The organism is Paenibacillus sp. NPDC058071 (genome assembly GCF_042885235.1).
Lineage (GTDB): Bacteria > Bacillota > Bacilli > Paenibacillales > Paenibacillaceae > Pristimantibacillus.
On record NZ_JBHVSK010000014.1, the window covers coordinates 1 to 20114 of the forward strand.

The 20114-nt window shown below is 49.7% G+C and carries 14 protein-coding genes; 3 read left to right on the forward strand and 11 right to left on the reverse strand.

The window, feature by feature from the left end:
• Nucleotides 1-338: 338 nt before the first annotated feature.
• From nadE to ACFVTB_RS20555, 6 genes are all read right to left on the reverse strand, one after another.
• Nucleotides 339-1148, reverse strand: coding sequence for an ammonia-dependent NAD(+) synthetase (gene nadE / locus ACFVTB_RS20530; RefSeq protein WP_387753306.1), 810 nt, complete (start codon nt 1146-1148; stop codon nt 339-341).
• Nucleotides 1149-1160: 12 nt separating this feature from the next.
• Complete coding sequence (locus ACFVTB_RS20535) at nt 1161-1595, reverse strand: BrxA/BrxB family bacilliredoxin (protein WP_387753309.1); 435 nt, start codon at nt 1593-1595, stop codon at nt 1161-1163.
• Nucleotides 1596-1759: 164 nt separating this feature from the next.
• Complete coding sequence (locus tag ACFVTB_RS20540; RefSeq protein ID WP_387753311.1) at nt 1760-2140, reverse strand: DUF3905 domain-containing protein; 381 nt, start codon at nt 2138-2140, stop codon at nt 1760-1762.
• A gap of 11 nt (nt 2141-2151) precedes the next feature.
• Nucleotides 2152-2274: a hypothetical protein gene (locus ACFVTB_RS20545; RefSeq protein ID WP_387753314.1), complete on the reverse strand. Its 123-nt coding sequence runs from the start codon at nt 2272-2274 to the stop codon at nt 2152-2154.
• Between the two features lie 218 nt (nt 2275-2492).
• The gene (locus ACFVTB_RS20550; protein ID WP_387753317.1) at nt 2493-4148 is read right to left on the reverse strand and encodes an ATP-binding protein; all 1656 of its coding nucleotides are present in this window, start codon (nt 4146-4148) and stop codon (nt 2493-2495) included.
• A 128-nt stretch (nt 4149-4276) separates the two neighbouring features.
• Nucleotides 4277-5116, reverse strand: a complete 840-nt coding sequence (locus ACFVTB_RS20555; protein ID WP_387753319.1) for an alpha/beta hydrolase — start codon at nt 5114-5116, stop codon at nt 4277-4279.
• 157 nt (nt 5117-5273) lie between these two features.
• On the opposite strand from ACFVTB_RS20555, the gene ACFVTB_RS20560 reads away from it, so the two are divergent.
• A complete protein-coding gene (locus ACFVTB_RS20560; protein WP_387753322.1) occupies nt 5274-6569 on the forward strand; it encodes a BaiN/RdsA family NAD(P)/FAD-dependent oxidoreductase in 1296 nt (431 codons plus the stop codon).
• Between the two features lie 59 nt (nt 6570-6628).
• Here the strand turns inward: ACFVTB_RS20560 and ACFVTB_RS20565 are convergent, their stop codons facing one another.
• Nucleotides 6629-7006 carry a hypothetical protein gene (locus tag ACFVTB_RS20565; protein WP_387753324.1) on the reverse strand — a complete coding sequence of 126 codons (378 nt, stop codon included), beginning with the start codon at nt 7004-7006 and terminating at the stop codon, nt 6629-6631.
• Nucleotides 7007-7218: 212 nt separating this feature from the next.
• Here ACFVTB_RS20565 and ACFVTB_RS20570 point away from each other — a divergent pair, with 212 nt between their 5' ends.
• The gene (locus ACFVTB_RS20570) at nt 7219-8112 is read left to right on the forward strand and encodes a helix-turn-helix domain-containing protein (RefSeq protein WP_387753327.1); all 894 of its coding nucleotides are present in this window, start codon (nt 7219-7221) and stop codon (nt 8110-8112) included.
• 448 nt (nt 8113-8560) lie between these two features.
• Here ACFVTB_RS20570 and xylB read toward each other — a convergent pair whose 3' ends face one another.
• The 3 genes from xylB to ACFVTB_RS20585 form a co-directional block, all read right to left on the reverse strand.
• Nucleotides 8561-10057, reverse strand: coding sequence for a xylulokinase (gene xylB, locus ACFVTB_RS20575; RefSeq protein ID WP_387753330.1), 1497 nt, complete (start codon nt 10055-10057; stop codon nt 8561-8563).
• 20 nt (nt 10058-10077) lie between these two features.
• Nucleotides 10078-11391 carry a xylose isomerase gene (xylA, locus tag ACFVTB_RS20580; RefSeq protein ID WP_387753333.1) on the reverse strand — a complete coding sequence of 438 codons (1314 nt, stop codon included), beginning with the start codon at nt 11389-11391 and terminating at the stop codon, nt 10078-10080.
• Nucleotides 11392-11659: 268 nt separating this feature from the next.
• Nucleotides 11660-12016, reverse strand: a complete 357-nt coding sequence (locus ACFVTB_RS20585; protein WP_387753336.1) for a hypothetical protein — start codon at nt 12014-12016, stop codon at nt 11660-11662.
• Nucleotides 12017-12560: 544 nt separating this feature from the next.
• Here ACFVTB_RS20585 and ACFVTB_RS20590 point away from each other — a divergent pair.
• A complete protein-coding gene (locus ACFVTB_RS20590) occupies nt 12561-13727 on the forward strand; it encodes an ROK family protein (protein ID WP_387753561.1) in 1167 nt (388 codons plus the stop codon).
• A 110-nt stretch (nt 13728-13837) separates the two neighbouring features.
• On the opposite strand, the gene ACFVTB_RS20595 is transcribed toward ACFVTB_RS20590, so the two are convergent.
• A complete protein-coding gene (locus ACFVTB_RS20595; protein ID WP_387753338.1) occupies nt 13838-19288 on the reverse strand; it encodes a hypothetical protein in 5451 nt (1816 codons plus the stop codon).
• Nucleotides 19289-20114 lie beyond the last annotated feature (826 nt).

Here is a 20114-nt window from a genome sequence, read left to right on the forward strand (position 1 = left end):
AGCATCGAATTCATGGATCACTGGGGTACATGACACCTGTCCAGTATCGCCATGTAGCCCTTAAAAAAGCTGTCTAATTTAATGTTGACAATCCATCATGCATCGATTTGATGTACGGGCCTTCCCCCTTCATCTTTCAAACAAGGCGCTGTTGCGGCTGGCCTTTTACAGTTGGAGGACTGTGCGAGCTTTCTAGGACAGTCTTGCCGCTCTTTTAAAGAGCGGTTACTGGTTATTATTTTCGTTTCAAATCAACACTCCGTTTAAAAATAACCAACAAAAAAAGAACTTTCCGCTTTCAAACGGAAAGTTCTTCGTTCGTTGTAGAGCGACAACCGTTAAATTCCCGGTATCGGGGAACGCTTGTGCTCGGTTTTCAAATATTGCTTTTCCAGCTTTTCCTTCGCTTCCGCGCCGATATCCTTGCCCTCCAAATACGCGCTGTTCTCGTCATATAGAATGCCGAGCTCTCCCTCGTCCGTTTGACCGTCCCAGAGTCCGGCCGTCGGCGCTTTGTCGAGAACGCTTTGCGGAACGCCGAGCACGGAGGCCAGTTGGCGAACTTGACGCTTATTCAGCGAGCTGAGCGGCGTGATGTCGACTGCTCCGTCGCCCCACTTCGTGTAGAAGCCGGTAATGGCTTCCGAAGCATGGTCAGTACCGACGACTAGCAGGTTCATGTCGAAAGCGAGTGCATATTGCATAACCATACGCGTTCTCGCTTTCACGTTTCCTTTGCCGCCACGGCTAAGATGGCGCGGCGTGCCGAGCAATTTGAACGAATGCTCGACCTCCAGTGCGATCTCGTCCACCGCTTCGCCGATATTGGTCTCGGCTTTATGCGTAAGCTTGAACGCTTCGGCAACAGCATAGCTATCCGAAATATCGGACTGCTCGTTGTACGGCTGGAACACGCCAAGGGTGATATGCTCCTTGCCCGTCTCCGCTGTAAGCTCGTCGGTCGCTTGCTTGCAAAGACCAGCCGCAACCGCGCTGTCGATGCCGCCGCTGATGGCAATCAACAGCCCAGAAGTCCCGGACTGACGTACGTATTGCTTCAAAAAGTCGACGCGCTTGCGGATTTCCGCCTCCGGATCGATTACCGGCTTGACGCCAAGCCGTTCGATAATTTCGCTTTGTAAGCTCATAGCTCCTCCTGATTAACGGCAGAACCGGTCGAACGCATCCGTTAAATCGGCAGCGATATCATCGGCGGAACGGTTTTCAATTTGATGGCGTTCGATAAAATGCACGAGCTCTCCGTCTTTCATCAAGGCGATGGAAGGCGAGCTTGGCGGATACGGTGCGAAGTATTCGCGAGCTTTCGCCGTCGCTTCTTTATCTTGGCCGGCAAAGACGGTGAACAGTTGATCCGGTGTAATTTCGTGCTCCAGCGCTTGCGCTACGCCCGGACGAGCTTGGCCTGCTGCGCATCCGCATACGGAGTTGACAACGACAAGCGCCGTTCCTTTAGCTCCCGGAATGGAAGCTTCCACTTCCTCCGGCGTGCGCAGCTCCTGGATACCTACGCGAGTAAGATCGTCGCGCATCGGTTGGATCATATCAAACATATATCTTTCAAAAGACATCGACATTGTAACATCTCCTTTTTTGGAATGACTAAAGTTTCGTCATTATTATACCTCTCGCTCCGGCAAGTGTAAACGGCTGGGGCCCCAGCTTTATCAAGACGGCATACCTGCATGCTGCGATTATCATTGCTTAACTAAGGCATCTGCTTAAAAAAAGCAACCGAAGCCTATGGCTCCGGTTGCCGTTTGTCCGCCGCCTGTTCGTCCGTTGGCGGCTGGGCCGCTAACGACGAATTGGCAGCATCCTTGTCAGGATGCATCATGAAGCCCGGATCGGGAGCATTGCCCCGTTCGAACCAGGCTCTGTTCGCCTCCGTCGTAAAGCCGATATCCTTATAGGGATGGACCCATTCGTCCCCGGCCATAATGGACGGATCAGTATCGATGCTCCAATCGTTTAACGGCGAATTTGGCGAATCGTATTCATGATCGCCGATTACGACGCCGTACGCATTGACGAAAGGCTCCCTCCTGCCCCTACCTTTACGGAATTGAGGCAGGAAGGAGATTTCGTATGGATCAAGCTCCGGATCGTCCCGATAGACCATGCCGCTCCTCTTTAAGTCGAAGGGCGGTTCGGTCCGTCCAGCTTCTTGTCGAAGCCCGGCTCGCCGGGAGCCGCCTTCGATCCGCGCTTGGCCGGCGCTTGAGCCGACTCGGCGCCGTTTTTTTGCTGTGTCATCGACATGCCCTCCTCACCATATTGCCGAAACGGAACGACGGCAGCGCCGCAGCCCTCAATCGGCTAGTTCAACGGTAGTATGCACTTATAGGAGGTACGATATGCCGAAATTAGGAAAACGCTTTTTAACTCACAAAGAAATGCGTGCTACCGCCTCTATCGCGCTGCGTCCTGACGCACGGCGTCTTCAGCGCTATAACGCGCGCCGAAGGCGATCGCTATTCAACTGCGAACGAAACGATAAATGTCGTTCCCTTTCCTTCTTCCGATTCGACGTCGATCCGGCCGTTATGCCGTTCAGCTATACTTAAGCAAAGCGGCAAGCCCAAGCCCGTTCCTCGCGATTTGGTCGTGAAAAACGGCTCGAATAAACGATCCATCTGTTCCTCCGGAATGCCTACGCCTTCATCTTTTATGTACAAAGCGATGCCCTTCTTTGTTTCGTCAAAAACAGTGCGCAGCCACAGCGTGCCTTTATCACCCATTGCTTCCATCCCGTTGCGGGCTATATTGAGCAGCAGTTGCTTAATCTCTTTGTCATTCAACATAATAGGCGGTATTTCGCCCAAGTCCAGCTCAATCGTCTGATTTCTCATATGAGCGTCGGCTTCGAGCAACGGCAGCAATTCTTTAATAATATCGTTTAACGAGGCTTTGCTCATCGACAGCACCCGATTTTGAGCGAGCGACAAAAAGTCGCTAATAATCGTATTGGCCCGATCAAGCTCTTCCATCACAATTCTGTAATATTCCTGCTGGCTTTCCGGACTGCGCTCGCGCATGAGCTGCACGAAGCCGCGAATAACCGCCATCGGATTGCGGATTTCATGCGTAATGCTGGCAGCCATTTGACCGACCAGACTAAGTCTCTCCATGCGCCCAACCTCGTTGCGCAGCATAGTCAGCTCCGTTACATCCTGCGCAATAATCGCAGCTCCCGTAATTGCTCCGTTAGGAAGATTCCGAATGCAGAACGCCGTTTTGAGCAGCATGCGGCCATCTTCCATTTTCGGCTCCAGCTGCATGCGATTTCCTTTGAGCGCTTCATACAACAGACGAATGTCGCCATCCTGTCGGATCGGATTTAAAAAGGCCGTATAATATTTGCCCACCACCTCGGAGCGCTCCCGTATGTTGGAGTGGTTGAGAAACAGGCGATAGCCCATTTCATTCACATTCGTAATCCGCCCATGGTGATTGACGAGAATGACGGCAATCGACATTTCATCGATAAATTGCTGAAGCTTCTCGACTTCTCTTCGGTGATTGACAGATATGCGGCGAACTTCGTAATGAAGCTGTTTATTTTCCTTCAGGCTTTCCACAACAAAAATAGAAATCCAAACCGCCGCCAGCGATCCTCCCGCCGTCAGCAGGTACGTAAACACCATATCCATCGTCCAGGTCAGGCTGTTCGCAATTATATAACCAATCATGGCTAGTGTGTGATACAACAAATACACAGAGGCGATTATCAATCCAAGCTTTTGCTTCTTCCGGTGGGAAGCCCGCTGGAAACGCCGGGTCATCATAAATACGACCGGAATATACGAGAAAATAAATATGGCAAACGTCACGATTTCCCATGTCGAATCCATCATCGGAAGTCGAATCAGCGCATATAGAAACGTTAACGCAGCAAGCGCATACACGCCCCCGTATAACGAACCGATTAAGTAAGGCGTTAATCCGAAATCCACCTCAAAGCTGCTGTAATCTGTCGTCACAACCATGCAGAGGACCATTGCAGCACCACTTAACAAGCCTAGGAATACGGGAATGTTCCGCCATCCGCGGTCCATGCTGCTCCAAACTTGAAAGGCGAATATAGGCAATAAAGAAATGATGAATTGAATCAGCAGATCTTTTAGCACAGAAGACCAATCTCCCCTAACCGCTTTCGAATCATCTCCCAAGCTGACCAAATCTCATGATGTTATCTTTTATTACAAAAATATCTAATTTATTCTGTTAGTCCGATTAAATCACAAACAACCTTTTTTTACAATTGTTGTTTCAGCCATCCAATAATCGAAGAAATGGCCGATTCGGCCTCCAGATCGTTATGCAGCTCGTGAAAACCGCCTTCCCAGCCGCGAAAATCGCATTGCTTTCCCATCCGATCCGCCGCCTCCCGACTGGCCTCAAAGGACGTGATCCGATCCGCTTTACCGTGCAACAGCAAGGTAGGAACCGTCAGCCGATCGCTGTGATGTATCGCCCATTCCCCCGCATCCCGCAGTTCCAAAAATGTCCCTACCGTAATGGTCGTATGGCATAAGTTGTCGCCTTCAATCGGAGAAACGGGACCATAACCGGATCGGTACAAGTCTTCAGGTTTTAAGCCGGTCGATTGCGGAAAATGCGGCGCAAGCCGGGCCAGCTGTTTGCCCGCCCATATCCGGAAAGCCGACGGCGCAAAGGCAAGCCTCAGCCAAGGGCTCGTCAGCACAAGACCGGCAATTTCCGGCTTATTCCGCAGCGCGCAATTCAACGCCACATTTCCGCCCATGCTATGCCCATAAAGAAACAAAGGCAGTCCGGGATGCCTCTCCGCCGCTTCTTCTATTAATAAAGATGCGTTGTCCGCCGCGTCCTGAATGGAAGACAAATGCCCCCTTCGTCCTTCGCTAAGTCCGTGTCCTTGCTGGTCCATAGCTAGCACGGCAAATCCCGCATCAGTCAGCCGCTCGGCCACATGCGCGTATCGCTCCCCGTGCTCGCCCATCCCGTGAAGCAGAACGACGGCTCCCTGCAGCAAAGACTCATCCGTATCCGGGAGCCACTCTCTCGTATACAAATTCGAACCGTTCTTGCCGTTTAGTGCCCATTCCGAACGCATCACCCGACAACCCACCTTCCATTTGGTAATTAATTCTCATTATAGCGCAAGAAAGATGCAATGATTGTTTATTTCAAAAAGAGAGGCAATCAATGTTACAATGAGAATCATCATCGCAGGACTGTTGAGCCCTGCATAAGAAAGGCTGAGTGTAAACATGTACGATGTCATTATAATCGGCGGCGGGCCGTCCGGGCTGATGGCGGCGGTCGCCGCAAGCGGGAACGGCGCTTCTGTGCTGCTTATCGATAAAGGAGACAAGCTGGGGCGGAAACTTGGGATTTCAGGAGGCGGCCGCTGCAACGTGACGAACGCCAGCGAGCTGGACGAGCTCATCCGTAACATTCCGGGTAACGGGAAGTTTCTATTCAGCGCCCTCAATCAGTTCGGCAGCCGCGAAATTATCGCGTTTTTCGAAGGAATGGGCATCGCGCTTAAAGAGGAAGATCGGGGACGGATGTTCCCGGTCTCGGATAAAGCAAAAACCGTCGTCGACGCCTTGTTAAGCAAAGTAAAAGAGCAGGGTGTGGAAATTCGCGTCAATATGCCCATCAAGGAAGTACTTTACGAGGAAGGCCGCGTACGAGGCGTACGTCTTGCATCTGGAGATAAGCTGGCCGGCAAAACGGTTATCGTGGCAACAGGCGGAAAATCGGTGCCGAAAACCGGTTCTACCGGAGACGGCTACCCTTGGGCAAAAAAAGCCGGTCATACGATTACGGATCTGTACCCGACAGAGGTGCCGCTCACTTCGGAGGAGCCTTGGATTCGGAACAAAGACTTACAGGGCATCTCGCTGCGCGATGTGACGCTATCCGTCTGGAATGCCAAAGGAAAGCGGATCGTTCAGCATGAAGGCGATATGATTTTCACCCATTTCGGCCTTTCAGGGCCGGCGGCGCTGCGCTGCAGCCAGTTTGTCGTCAAGGAATTGAAAAAGCGCAAGGAGGCTGAGCCGGATCTCTCTCATCCAACAGCGCTCGTGACAATCGATCTGATGCCTGGACGTTCGGAAGCGGAAATTTATGATGAAACGATAAGTTTGGCGAAGCAAGAACCGAAGAAAGCAATTAAGAACGTTCTCCGCAACTACATGCAGGAGCGCATACTTGAGCTGTTGTTGAAGCAGACAGGCATTAACGGGGACATTACGTATGACAATATTCCAAAAGGACCGTGGCTTGAGTTCTCCAAACGAATCAAGAACTTTCCCGTCGCGATAAACGGTACCCTTTCCATTGAGGAAGCGTTCGTGACAGGCGGAGGCATCCACTTGAAAGAGATTGATCCGAAAACGATGGAATCGAAGCTTATGCAGGGCTTATACTTTTGCGGAGAGGTACTCGATATTCACGGGTATACCGGAGGCTATAATATAACGGCTGCCTTTACAACCGGCCATCTGGCCGGCACAAACGCAGCGGAGAACGCCTCGTTGGTAAACCTTAATTAGATAAGGCGAGAGGCGGCTAACTCGGTCATATCCGGGCAGCCGCCTCCCGTCTTTTTTCGTTATACGAAGAAATGGTCGTAACTACCGTCATCCGGGTCGAATGATTCCCGCTGTTCCTCGGCGTCTTCGTTCCGGTTGCGAAGCCCTTCCTCTTCATCCGCCATATCCTCGTTGACGACATGCGCCGGAATCGTGATCGCATTCAAGGAATAGGCAGTATCGGTAATAGCTTCGTCGCGAATAGCCGCTTGTTCGACAAGACTACCTCCGTGCGCCTGAGCAATTTCGAGCGCCGACGTTAGATCTACTCCATCGACATGGATATGTACCCGGTTTCCTTCATGCTGCATCGGCTCATAGCCCAGCTCCTGCAGCGTGTCGCAAGCGAGGGCCGCGCTTTTCTCATCTGCAAAATCAAACAAAATCGCCGAACTCATCCGCATCGCCTCCTTCCAATTTGTGAGCAAAAAATGTCGCTCCTATAGTCTGTCCCATTTTCGTTCGCGTCTACATGCGAAAAGGTATTGTCATTTCCTTTTTTTCTACTATAATTATTGTATCAGATTTTATGTAATATTATCTAACATTAATCGGACATGAACATGCCCTATATATGACCTAAACTACGTCAAGGATGGTGATCATCTAGATGTACGACATTTTCTATATGCTTGAGGAACCGATGCTCATCGTCGAATTCGAACACAATCGCTGGTATATCCGCGACATTAATCAAGCCTTCACGAAATTGACCGGCTATAAGAAACACGAACTGACCGACGTCGATCCGAATGGCCTGCTGAAGGAAGGCTTCCCATTCAACGCGCTGATGACGAAACTAACCGAAGAGGAAGAGGAGTCTTCTGCAGACTGGGAGCTCGTTACCCGGCATCGCATGCACACGCCCGTCCGAATCGCCTCGAGGAAGCTGGATCAGGACGGGTTGTCCTGCTATATCGTGACCTGCAAGGATCTGACGGAGGAGAAGTGGATCGATGACTTTTCGCAGGATAACACGATCGTCATGACTTTGAATGTAAGCGAGCGGTTCAAAATCGTTGACGCCAAACGTTACTATACGCCGATCAAACACCGCACCTCCAGCCTTGTCGGCCAATGTATGTTCGACTATGTCGGCGAAGACAGCAGCAAGCCGCTTCGCCGGCTTATGGAGAACGTCCGTAAAACCGGAACGACCGAGCAAACGGAGCTGCGAATGACAATCGGCGACAAAACGTATTTGGCTTCCGCCGTCATTAAGCCTTTTTATTGGGGCAACAGAAGCTTTAAAGGATTTTCAATCATTTTGACCCAGCTTAATTTGAACCTTGAGGACGAGGATTCCTCCTATAAGCTGCGAATGCTCATGTTGAACAAGAATATGTCGGCAACCTCGCTCGCCCAGTCGACGTTAATTTCACTTACGACCATCTCCAAAATTCGCAATGGCAAAATAAAAAAGCCTCAGCGGCTGACTGCTGAGCTAATCGCCGGAGAGCTCGGGGTGAAACCGGAAACGATATGGAGCAGTTTCAAGAGATAGTGACGGATCCTACTGAACCGTAAAGCCTACGCAGCGGGCATAACCAGACATCACGTTAGTATATCTTACGCATTTCTTTCATTTAACTCGGTTTGTACCGGTCTTACCGGCTTCAGAGGCGGAGTTGGTTGGACTTCGTTCGTTTTCACCCTCAAACTCGAAACCAGTGCTTGACATGAAGTAAGAGGAAGCGCTGCGGTTCAGAGGGTTCTTCCGATCGCCATTAAAGCCTGATTCCTTTATTTTATTGAGGTTGTGGTAGGAATCTGGCTTTAAAAGCGACCACTATCGTTTCTCCAGAATCCCTCTGCCCCTCCGCTGCTCTTTACTTTTCAGTCAAGAACTGATTTTGATGAGGAGCCCGTATTCCTGTAAAAAAAAAGCCGCTTCTCCGGACAAGCGGAGAAACGGCGACAACTCGCAAATGGATTGGAAAAAGGATTAACGACTAATTTCGGTAGGCAGCCAGCGCTTGATTCAACTCGCGCGTTTGCCCGTAAACTTGCTGATAAATACGGAACAGACCTTTGTAAACCTCAACCGCTTCCGGATTCGGCTCGAATGTCTGCGCATGCTTAACGAATTTCTCGGCGCATTCCTCCAAGCTTGTAAACCACCCGCAGCCGTATGCCGCTAGCATAGCTGCGCCGAGCCCCGGACCTTGCTCGTTCTCAAGAGCAACGACCGGTGCGCCGAAAATATCAGCCTGCATTTGCAGCCACACTGGATTTTTCGCGCCTCCGCCGATCGACACGATCGTTTGGACCTCTTTGCCTGCTGCGCGGAACAAATCAAGCGATTCGTTCAGGGAGAACGTAATGCCTTCCATTACCGCGCGTGCAAAATGGATGCGCTCGTGTGACCCGTCGGCTCCAATAAAGCTCGCCCGAATATTCGGATCGGGATGCGGCGTCCGTTCGCCCACCAGATAAGGTGTGAACAGCAGTCCGCCGGAGCCCGGCATCACTTGATCGATGCCTGCAAGCAGCTGATCGTACGATTCGTTCGGCGCGAACGTCTTTTTGAACCAACTGAGGCTGTATCCTGCGGCTAAAGTAACGCCCATCGTGTAATAAGCGTCCTCTTTGCCGTGGTTGAAGAAATGGACCTTGCCTTGAAAATCTTTCGTTTTGTCATTCTCATAGGACAGAATAACGCCGGACGTGCCAATGCTGCATAACGTCAGTCCTTCGGACAAAATGCCGGAGCCGATCGCGCCGCAAGCATTGTCGGCTCCGCCCGCGAACACTTTGGTTGCTTCCGTCAGCCCAGTGGCCGCGGCAGCCTCGGCAAGCAGCGTCCCCGTCTGCCCTTGGGATTCGACGAGCGGAGGGCAGAAGCTGGTCGGCAACTCGAATGCCGCCAGCACTTCCTCGCTCCACTGCTTCTCCGCTACGTCAAGCAGCAAAGTTCCCGCCGCATCCGAATAATCCATATGAAGCTGGCCGGTCAGCCGGTAACGCAAGTAATCTTTCGGCAGCAAGAACAACGCCGCTTTCGCGAAAACGTCCGGCTCATGCTGGCGAACCCACAAAATTTTTGGCAGCGTAAAGCCTTCCAGCGCCGGATTACGCGTCACGCCAAGCAGCTTGTCGCCGAGCGTCCGCTCGATTTCGCGGCATTGCGCAGTCGTACGCGTGTCATTCCACAGAATTGCGTTGCGGATCGGATTCCCCGCTTCATCCAGCAGCACCAGCCCGTGCATTTGACCGGAAAAGCTAATTCCTTCCACTTGATCCGCGGAAATGCCGTTCGCTTCCGTCAGCTCTTTCATTGCTTCAAGCGTAGCGCTTACCCAATCGTCCGGCTTCTGCTCACTCCAGCCGGTATGCTCATGGAACAGCGGGTAAGGGCGGGTCGATTCCGCCGCTACCTTGCCGTTCCGATCGACGAGCAGCGTCTTGACCGCGCTCGTACCCAGATCGACGCCAATGACGTAACTCATGTCCTTCAGCTGCCTCCCGCTTATACGCTGAAAATAACTTCGCTCAGCACAAGTTTGATACGTTCCTGACGGCCCGACTCGTTCTTGATCGGGTTGTTTTGCAGTGCGTATTGCTCCAGTGAAGCAAGCGTCGCTTTGCCCGATACGATATCCGCGCCAATGCCTTCTTTGAAGGTGCGGTAGCGGTTTTCAACAATGCCGTCAAGCACGTTGTCTTCGATCAGCTTAGCTGCAGCTTTCAAGCCCCATGCGAAGCTGTCCATGCCTGCGATATGAGCGAGGAACAAGTCATCGGCTTCGAACGAACCGCGACGCACTTTTGCGTCGAAGTTGACGCCGCCGCGTCCGATACCGCCCACTTTCAATACTTCATACATAGTCAGCGTAGTGGAGTACAGATCGGTAGGGAATTCGTCCGTATCCCAGCCGAGCAGCAAATCGCCTTGGTTCGCGTCAAGCGATCCAAGCATGCCGTTGATTGCGGCTGTACGAATTTCGTGCTCGAATGTATGGCCAGCGAGCGTCGCATGGTTGGCTTCCAGGTTCAGCTTGAAATGATCTTTCAAGCCGTATTTTTGAAGGAATGCAATCGTCGTAGCTGCATCGAAATCGTATTGGTGCTTTGTTGGCTCTTTCGGCTTAGGCTCGATCAGGAATTGCGCATCGAAGCCGATTTCTTTTGCGTATGCGATTGCCATATGGTACAGACGCGCCAGGTTGTCGAGCTCGAAGCCCATATCCGTGTTCAGCAGCGTCTCGTAGCCTTCGCGGCCGCCCCAGAAAACATAGTTTTCAGCGCCCAGTTCTTTGCCGACCTCAAGGCCTTTTTTCAACTGAGCCGCAGCGTAAGCATATACGTCGGCGTTAACGGCTGTGCCTGCGCCATGAACGTAACGCGGGTTGGAGAACATGTTAACTGTATTCCAGAGCAATTTTTTGCCCGAAGTTTTCATGTTGTCCTTCATCATAGCGACGATAACGTCCAAGTTTTTGTTCGTTTCCTGCAACGTAGCGCCCTCAGGAGCGATATCTACATCATGGAAAGCAAAGTATGGAACGCCGAGCTTCTCGAGGAATTCGAAGTTTGCTTCAACGCGAGCTTTCGAACGGTCAAGGCCGTCGTATTTGTCCCAACCGCGCACCATTGTGCCTACGCCGAACGGATCGGTACCGTTCGCATTGAACGTATGCCAGTAAGCAACGGCGAAGCGGAGATGCTCCTCCATCGTTTTGCCCAGCACGACTTGATTCGGGTTGTAATGTTTAAAAGCGAAAGGATTGTCGGAGCCTTTGCCCTCGAATTGGATTTTGCCAATGTTTGCGAAATAACTCATGAATGGATTGCCTCCTTCATTGTGGTGAAATCATTTTATGAAAACGCTCACGTAAAGCATAACATGATCAAACTTAGTTTGTCTAGTAAACAAACAAAGGATACTTAAAAATACATTCTATTGTGGTTCCTGTTGCAAATTGCTGATTTAGCAACCATAATGGTTTGAAAGTTTCTCCATCCATCTTCTGAGATATCATAGGTCCGACTTACTGTGGTCATTAGCTTTCTCCTTCTCTTGGCAAATAAAAAACGCCCGAGAAGGGCGTTTACTTGACACTATTGAATATCTCTATAGCCGGTTCAGAACTAGTATGTAATGCAAACTTACCATTTTTCTTCCATCCATTAACAATTTCATCTTCTTTGGCCTGCTTATTCAGAGCCTTAACTGATTCAAATTCGTATATCTTCACTGGTTTGAGATCCATGTAAAAAATCACACCATCTTTTGCATTAACAGCTTGATAGTTCTGTTTTTCATTCGGATCAACTTCAACCCCAGCGTCCGTATAAGCTTTAATAAATTGTTCCAGAGTGAGATTGCTTTCTTCCCCTTTGCTCGAGCATGCAGGAAGAACAATTACTGAAAATAAAAACAAACCAATGATGACTAGCTTTTTCAAAATAACAGCTCCTTCTTAGTATAATCCACTTATATTCTACCAAATTACGCCAAGAATAGACAGTTATTTATCAGCTTCATTTTCTCTGCTCTGGCTCTTATATCAATAGCACCCATTAAATAGGCCCTCTCTTCTCGTGTGAGGGCCATTATTTTACTTGGCTGCAGCCTTTATGCGAATATCTGAGTCTACCTAAATCCGAGGGTGGCAGTGATGTATTTCAGGAGTATCTTCCCCTCTCGCTATCCATCCAGCCGCATCAGCTTTTCCTTATTTCGATTCGGGCTACCCTCTTTTCCCAATAAATTTTGCCAATCTAGAGATTAATATTTTGTCGATATATTCAGATTATGAGCAATTTGTAGGCAATCCCCCTGTATTTCCACTTAAAATTAAAATCCCCGCACTATTTAGTTTGTTCAGTAAACAAACTAAGTGTTTTATGCTATACTTTTCACTAAACACCGCCAGTTCAGCCTAATGTCTTGAGCAACGAATTTCATGGTACAATGGCTGTGAACGGTTTAACGGACGGAGGAAACTGCTGTTGAAAGTAACGACGACGGGCGACTTAACGCTCATTAAACGAATAAATACGGCAATCGTACTGGAAGCCGTGCTGAAAAACGCTCCGCTTTCCCGAGCGCAAATTTCCGAATTAACGGGTCTTAACAAAGCGACCGTATCAAGTCTCGTTCAAGATTTGATCGATAACCATCTCGTGCTGGAGATCGGCCCTGGCCAATCGAGCGGCGGTCGCAAGCCGGTCATGCTGCTTTTTAACGGCAAAGCGGGACATGCGGTCGGCATCGATCTCGGCGTCAATTATATTCGCGGCGTCTTGACCGATCTAGAAGGCAATGTTATTTCCGAGACGCAGCTGACGCTGAAAAAGCAGCAGCAGGAATTTACGTTGGAGCAGTTGAATCAATGCATCGAACGGCTTATCGCTGATGCCCCTCCAAGCCCTTACGGCATTGTCGGCATCGGCGCAGGCGTTCCCGGCATCGTTGACGATAAAGGCACCATGTTGTTCGCGCCGAATTTGAAATGGGGAAAAGTCGAACTGCAGCGTTTGCTGGAGGAACGATTCGGTGTGTCTGTCACGATTGACAACGAGGCGAATGCCGGCGCGCAGGGCGAGCAGAAATACGGTGCCGGACGAGGAGTTGCCAATCAAATTTATGTCAGCGTGGGCATCGGGATTGGAACCGGTATTATTTTGAACAAAGAGCTGTACAAAGGCGCTTCCGGCTTTTCCGGTGAGCTCGGCCATTTGTCCATCGAGTTCAACGGCAAGCCGTGCAGCTGCGGCAATGAAGGTTGCTGGGAGCTGTACGCATCCGAGAATGCCCTGCTTGAACGGGCTGAAAAGCTCGGCTTCGACAGTTTGGACGAGCTGCTTCAAGCCGCGGAAGACGGTAATGAAGAGGTCCGCGCACTGTTCCGCTCGATCGGCGAATATTTGGGGGCGGGCATTTCGAGTATCGTGAATATCTTCAATCCCGAAGTTGTTATCATCGGCAACCGGATGAGCCGCGCCAAAGCTTGGCTCGCCGAATCGATTGAGGCTTCCGTCGCTAGGCGTACGCTGCCGTATCACCGGGAACGGCTGAAGCTGCTATTCGCTGAATTGCAGGATCAATCGGCCGTACGCGGTGCAGCTTACTATGCGATTAATCATTTTTTCAACAAAATGAAATCAAGCTAAAATCGGAAAAAGGCTTCTCCAAGGCTTATGCGAGCTGCTGTCGCATTAACCTTGTGGAAGCCTTTTTTGCATTGAATTTTGTGCTGAATTTATTGCCCTGGCTATGACAGTTATCTCACCCGGTGAACGCCCAAAATATCATATATCGTACCGTCGATCGTAACCGTCACTTCGTCCCGCTTCACTGTCCCGTTATTGTAGTAGGCCGTAAAAATAAATGTCAGCGGTCCGTTCTTCAGCTTTTCAAACGACTCCTCCCATAGCTCGCCAGCCCAATTCGTCCCTGAAGCATCGCTGGTCGCCAGCTTGGCGGAGAAGGAATTCATTTGCACCTCTACTCGCTCTGCTTTCGTCTCCGTCCCAGTCAAGGTCGTCGTTGCTCGAAGCACAAATTTCTCGCCCGCCCAAAAAACGTCGTAGCCTCGCGGAGACTGCTCATCCCCCGACTTGCTCTTGTTGTATTCCCTCCGATGCTGATCCCAGAGCGGCGTATGTCTTACCTCGCCCGTAACGGACAACGGCAGCACTTCAATTGCTTTCGTGACAACGACTGGCTCCGCAATGCCGTCGCTTACCATTAACTCGACTTGCCATTGTCCCGGCTGCTCCACTCGCAGCTGCGGTCCGGTATCAGGATAAGGAGCTTTAAAAGTATAGTTAAAGCTTTGCGTTATTCCCGCCGGATTACGGATCGTATACCGCACGGACAGCTCATCAAGGTCGGGGTCGTTCGCCAATGTCCGAATCGTCAGGCGGTCACCCTCGTAAACCGGCTTTGGCGACCAATCGAGATCAGCAGTCGGCGGACGATTAGTTACAAAATAAATATAAGCGTAATGCCCCTCGTTTCCAGCCCGGTCGTAATCAATCACTGTCAGACGGTATTCTTGGCCATGTCTTAAATTCTTGACCTCTACGGCATTCGTTCCAAGCAGCAGCGGCAGGCTATATTCCGGTGTGCCGTCATTATTAAGGTCGATGGTCGTTACAGACCGGTCTGCGTTGACCTGCTGCATGAAGAACGTCCTTGTTGCATGGCCAGAAGAAGGAGCAGCGTCTTTGAACGGGTTCCAAGTTACTTTTACCGATGTCGGCTTAATGTCGAGCTGTTCATCGACGTCATCCGGCTTCACCGTATCGACGAAGAAGTACCCGTTTTCGCTGTAAAGTCCCCACATATAAGTATCGTTGGCCCGCGCTCGCCAGTTGTGAAGTCCCTCTTGCAGCGGAGTAGGCGGCGTATAGCTGAGCACATTTGTTGCCGTTTCTGTATCGATTACTTTATTGCCGCTTGCATTGAAAAACACCTCGTAATCAACATAGCGAATCGGATGATTTTCCGGGTCAGCAACAGCTACGCGCAGCTGCGGCCGATTATTGTTCGTGTAGATTGGTTCGGACGCCTTCGTTCCGTTCATGCTAAGCAACCGTGTCACAGGCGGCCGATTGAGAACAAAGTAGACGATGTTACTGTCATCAGACCATGCGCCGTTCGAAAACACATTCCCATGCACCTTCACAACCCGACCCGGCTCAATGGTTCCCTGCGGAATTTCATAACTAAGGTCGTCGCCTATTCCTCGTGTAAAAAAGGCCGGCTTGCCGGTATCGACATAGGTGAAGAAAAGCTGATACTCTTCCTGCGGATCGTTCTCGTTGTCTCGATAAATCCAATGAACGGTCGGGTCCGTTACATAGACGGTTGGACTAGTCATAGTGCCGTTTGGTACCGTGATCGTCATGCGCGGCTTCGTTTGATTAACCGGCGGAAGCTTTTCTTTGTACACGCGAGTTTCTTCCCAGTAACTCCAAGCGCCATGAATGTCTTTCACCTGCTCTTGAATAATAAGTTCTATGCCTGGCCGACCGTACAGGCGGCGCTGCCCCGTGGTCCACTTTTCTTCATCGGCCCATCTAGTGCGGAATACTCTGTCTTCCAGTCGATTCGGCACGTCCGGGTCATAGGATTGGTCATTTGCGAGATAATCCAGTACTTCTCCATCCGGATAGACGATGCCGGTAAAACGAACGGAAGGCTTTGCGACTGGTCGTCTATGAACAATCAACGGTTTCGTGACCGTATTGGACTGCTTCTCGTAATTCGGCGCTCCCGGCTTATCGAATGCAAAATAGGTAATGTTATAAAGCCCTGGTTTTTCTAGCGAGCCGAGCGCACTAGCGTAGGTTTTTCCGTTGTGCTGGCTGAAGCCGAGCGGTTGTGCCAAAGCATTCGGGTCATGATCGTATGTCCAAGATTCGGCTCCAATCGGATCGAATTCCGGATCGCCGAATAGCTTGTCGTACTGAATCGGATCGTCGATTAGAACGGCATTATAGATGATTTCCGGTATCATATCGCCGAAATTGGTTCGCTTCACATTTGAAAAAGCAGCCTGCTGCTGGCCTAGCGACATAATCCCTGCCGATCCGTTAGAGAATCGACTGTCGGCGGCCTGAAGCAGCCTTTGCCCATTGACGGTCACAGATATATCGCTGCCCATTGCCTCGAGCTTGAATTGATAGATTTGGAAAAGGGAGCGAGTTAAGCCGATTTGACGTAATGCGGTTTTCGATCCATTTTCCGCCTTATATAACGTTAGCGTGTTATTAGTCCATTCGACGCTGTACATATTTTTCTCATCCTGAATGCGGATCGCCGCCCCGATTGTTCCTTCGTTGTCCGATAGATGATTGATCGATGCTTGGAATTCTAGCACCTGATTTTTCATCTTCGTAAACGGATCGTAGAATAGTCCACCCCACGTTTTGTTCGAGATTCGAACCGTATTGGGGTCGATTTCACCGACAACGCCTCCGGCACCCTCCGTACGAGGGACAAAAGGAGTAACATAGATATATCTGCTGTTCATGTTGTCGAGATAGTCGTCGGCCAACCCCGGTCCGATAAAACCATTTGAATGAACAGTTAGCAGATAAATAGATCCATCCGGCGTAATATTGGTAGTGATGGAACTGGTCCCCTCGGCATTAAACGGCAAATCGTAAGCGAAATCGTGCGCTGTGGCATGGTTTTCCATAATGCTGAATTTATTGACGCCAACACCAATTTCTTTAATGCCGACAGTTAACACTCTTCCATTTGATTGTACGACCGGCCTCCGCGGTAATGTCCTCCCGCTCAACCATTGACCTTGACCATAAGCGCCAATGACGCCAAAGTACTTATTCCGCAATTGATTTCCGTACAAAACATTTGAATCAGGCAATACGAGCGGATTCTGAACAAACATGTTTCGACTGAGTTTCCAGTCGTCAGTACGGTAACGGCTGCCGAAATCGGCTGCGTACGTCTTTGTCTGCAGATTAAATAGGTAAGAGCCCGTCCATTCCGCAAATCCGTCGTTTTCCCACGTTTGTAAATAAACCAATTGACCATCGTCGGACACAACTGGTGCCGACATGCTGCCATATCCAAAATGATGATGGTATTGCAAGATGCCGTTAGCGTCGACATAGGCAAGTCCGATGCCCCGCGGAGCCCCGCCGCTCCAAGAATACGTTGCATATTGATAGCCGATATATAAATTGCCGTTCTTCGATAAGATATCAGTTTTATTCCCTATAGCGCCCCAAAAGTTATGGGTTGTGACTTTGATGTCCCAAAGCTGAACTCCGGTAGTCATGGAATACTTGGCTGCTCTAACATCAAAAGTATAGTTTCCGACATCACCGTTACTTGTGGAATAAACCGCGTATAGGAACTTCCCGTCATCGGATAATGCTAAGTTATGGTTGTAAGTTGTCAAATTGTAATTGAGAGGCAATGGGATTTCCTTTTTTATCGTGCCTGATAGATCGTATCCCATAATTCGATCAGGCGTAACATAGTAAATTAAATCGCCGGGATCGGTCGCCGTCAAAATTTTCTGGTACCCGCCTTCATTGTACGGGGTCATAAACGTGTTAAGCACATTTCCTGTCCTCGCATTATGAACGTTTATGATATATCTATAATAGGTTTTTGACGGTACTTGAGAGTAATCCGATTTAACCTCGATATCATGAGACACCATCCGATTCCCATTAAAAACTTTTGGAAGCAATTCTTTTCGATAACCGCCGCCGTATGTCACGCTTGTGGTGTCAAAAGCCCAAGACGGCAAAGTAGTCGGATTGTCGGTCAAATTGTTCTGCGAGCGTCCATTCGGGCCATCGCCAAGGTTGGGATAGTTATTGTAAAATTCGGCTTCTCTGGCGTTCTTCGTACTGATTGCGTTCGTCCCAAACTTCCAGCCAATCTTTTGGTCGTTGCCGCCAACATACGGCTTTTTCAGCGACCACGAGCGATAAATCGATTCTGGCGCGTATTGGACGACCGGCGGACCGCTGTCGTCGCCCGGCTGCTGAGTAATGCCTTTTGGATCAAAATCTACGAAAGGCATTTGGTTGATAACATCGATCTGCACGGTAGTAGAATTGCCAGAAAGCCCGTAATCCTCTGTCACCGTTGCACGATACTGACGCTTGCCGACCGAAGTGTATTTTTTATTGAATTCGGTTTTGTATGGACCAGTGTAGATCGTACGCCATGACTCGTCTTCGAAATTGCTGTCATAATTGCTATCGAATCGTTCTTCAACGATCATGCTTACGAGTTGATCACCGTCAGGGCTGTCCGCATTCACAAATATCGTCGTGTCGATGCCTCGATAGGTTTCCGGCTGCACGGAAATTTCAACGATTGGCGGCTCATCTGGAACAACTTCAAGAATCATCGATCCCCAATCGCTTACGCGTCCTTGGCTGTCGTATACTTTACCTTCAATCGAATATTGGCCTAAATCATTTGGCGCGTAATCGACTGGGAAGCCCGGGAGGTAGTTTGTATTTTCGAGCTTTTTGTATCGCTTCTCATCTTTTGTATGATCGATCGTTACGCCCCGGCTGGCCAACGGTGTATACGACTGGTCCAGATTGTACGGAGCTTTCAATGGCCGTCCTTGAATCGCTCTCGGAATGCCAGCTACGATTGCCACAGGCTTTGGGTCGATAACAATCAGCGTGGCCGTATCCGAATCGGTTTGCCCCTCGCTTCCTGTCAGGCTTAATTCAGCTTCATATGGACCACTTTCGGTGAAGGTCAATTCTCCAATCTCGTATGCATTCTTATCCGGAACTAACGGATCGAGATTGCTTGAAAATCCCCATTCATGGCTCACGATGTTGCCCTTAGACTCGTTGATAAGCGTCGATTTCTCGCCTGTAAAAATCTGTGGCGGGCTGAATCGAATTTTAGCCTCAATTGGAGCCGGAGGTGTTGGCGTTGGTTCGGGAGTAGGTTGTCCTGGTGCAGGAGTAGGCGTCGCACCCGGCTTCGTCACAGTTGTCGTACATTCGATGACATTCTCTGCGGTGCTGCCATCAGTGAAAAAGACAACGGCGCGCATCACGTAGGTTTCCGTATAGGTATCTAAGTTGTCGAGTTTGTTTTTTGAAATTGTAAATGAGAACGGGAATTTCACACTGTCGGAGCTTGTTAATGTTTGCGTCTGCAGCTGTGAGCCATCTTGCAGCCTGCCGTAGACCTTCCACTCCTTCACGCGCAGGCTTCCCTTTTGCGTCACAGAAGCGGTCAATGTTGACTTCGTTAAAATATCTGAATTTTCAAACTTTTTGTTCGATGGCTCCGCAAGGCAAGAACATTCCACCAGCGGCTTGTCTTTTGGAGGAAGTTTTTCGTAGGTAACGCGGACTTCGCCTTCGTAGAAGTAGGTTTCGGCAGACCAGTCTGTTAAGGTATTCATGAGGTATTTCTGAGCGATAATGTTTCCTGTACATCCTGTACACTGTATCTCGCCTACATCCGTGTTACTGCTATCTAAAGGGACTGCAACCTCAATCCTACCATAGCCGGGGTTTCCGCTTCCAATGAACAACACCTGATGAAATTTACCAATTGGAGTCGCTTTAGTAATCGCTATTGAGGAAGCAATTGTAGATGATTTATTAACTGATTCATTTCTTCCGTATTTAAAATCAAAAAGAGACGGCCCTTGAAATTCAAAACTTTCTTCAATAGCATATCCCGTTGTATTTTTTCCGGACAGTGAAGATTTTGTGCTACGAACCTTGCTTTCAATCGTTCGTCCTGTATTATCTTTGATTTGAAGAAGACCAGGACATTCTGTTTTCGAGCCTACCCAACAAGGATCATTTTTTGGAGGAGTAATATAGTATGTTCCCCCTCCGTTGCTGCTGTTTCCGACAATCCATTCAGTCCCGTTGGATCGCCTAGTGACTATATAATACATTTCTGAAGTCTTCCCAGAGGAAGATAACTGAACCTTTGTTCCCGGTACACTTTTTAAATTCAATGTTTTTCCGGATAAATCAAAAGTAGTACCTCGCTGTATTAGATTCAAATCA